The sequence below is a fragment of the Polaromonas sp. P3_C2 genome (assembly GCF_056402675.1).
This window is the reverse complement of the sequence record NZ_JBFUGX010000848.1, coordinates 1-1,542: the sequence shown is the minus strand read 5'-3', so window position 1 is coordinate 1,542 and position 1,542 is coordinate 1. Positions and strand designations below refer to the sequence as shown.

General features: G+C 63.2%; 1 protein-coding gene. It reads left to right on the top strand.

The annotated features are described in order from the left end of the window. Nucleotides 1-11 precede the first annotated feature (11 nt). Nucleotides 12-1,328, top strand: coding sequence for an ABC transporter substrate-binding protein (locus tag AC1DWI_RS22675; RefSeq protein WP_477725850.1), 1,317 nt, complete (start codon nt 12-14; stop codon nt 1,326-1,328). The last annotated feature ends 214 nt before the right edge of the window (nt 1,329-1,542 follow it).

The window sequence follows — 1,542 nt, the reverse complement described above, 5'->3', positions numbered from 1 at the left end:
TTCGTAATGTGATGTTGGCGGTGGCAATCCTCGCCACCGGCGCTTCGTCCCTCGTGGCGACTAGCGCATTCGCCCAGGCGAAGGAGCAGTTCTTCCCGGTGCTGTCCTACCGCACCGGGCCTTACGCGCCCAACGGCGTGCCCTGGGCCAACGGCTATGTGGACTACCTCAAGCTGGTCAATGCGCGCGGCGGCATCAATGGCGTGAAGATCTCGTTTGAAGAGTGCGAAACCGGCTATGACACCGCACGCAGCGTGGAGTGCTACGAACGCCTGAAAGGCAAGAACGGCGGCGCCACGCTGGTGCAACCGCTGTCTACCGGTGCGACATTTGCCATCACTGAGAAAGCGCCCGTCGATAAAATCCCCGTGGTGACCGTGGGCTATGGCCGCAGCGAAAGCGCGGACGGCTCCATCTTCAAATGGAACTTCCCGATTGCCGGCACCTACTGGGTTGCCGCCGACGCCATCCTTCAGGCCATCGCCAAGAAGGAAGGCGGCTTCGACAAGCTCAAGGGCAAGCGCATTGCGCTGGTCTATCACGACTCGCCGTTCGGCAAGGAGCCGATCCCGCTGATGCAGGAACGCGCCGCCATGCACGGCTTTACCTTGCAACTGCTGCCTGTTACCGCGCCCGGTGTCGAGCAAAAGGCCACCTGGCTGCAGGTTCGCCAGTCGCGCCCTGACTACGTCGCGCTGTGGGGCTGGGGCATCATGAACACCACTGCCATCAAGGAAGCGCAGGCCACCGGCTACCCGCGCGAGAAGATGTACGGCGTGTGGTGGGCCGGCGCAGAGCCTGACGTGAAAGACGTGGCCGACGGCGCCAAGGGCTACAACGCCGTGACGATGCAGCACGGCGCCGAGCCGAACTCCAAGCTGGCCAAAGACATGCTGACCCTGGTGCACGGCAAAGGCCAGGGCACGGGCCCCAAGGAAGAAGTCGGCCAGGTTCTTTACATGCGTGGCGCCATGAGCGCGATGCTGGGCGTGGAAGGCCTTCGCGCTGCACAAGACCGTTTCGGCAAGGGAAAAATCATGACAGGCGAGCAGGTGCGCTGGGGCCTGGAAAACCTGAACCTGACGCAGGCCAAGCTGGATGCGCTGGGCTTTGCCGGCGTGATGCGGCCTATCAGCACCTCGTGCACCGACCACATGGGCTCGGCATGGGCACGTATCCATACCTGGGACGGCAAGGAGTGGAAGTTCACTTCCGACTGGCTGCAGGCTGACGAGCAGGTGATCAAACCCCTGGTCAAGTCGACCGCCGCCAAATACGCAACAGAGAAAAAACTGACGGCGCGCACACCCGCTGACTGCCAAAGCTAGGCTCCCCCGTGGCGGCGTTCTGCGCCGCCTCCCCCTCAAGGGGCGGCACTGGCGGACCGGCAAAGCCGGATCCACGGTGCCCTTGCCTTGAAATCCTCCCGCCTGGCGGGAGGGGTGCGGCTCTCGCGAGCCGCCAGCCTTGAGGGCTGATCGCCTTGCCAGCAGCCCTCAAGATTGGTCAGGAAAAAATATGGACACACCTAACATCGTTCTC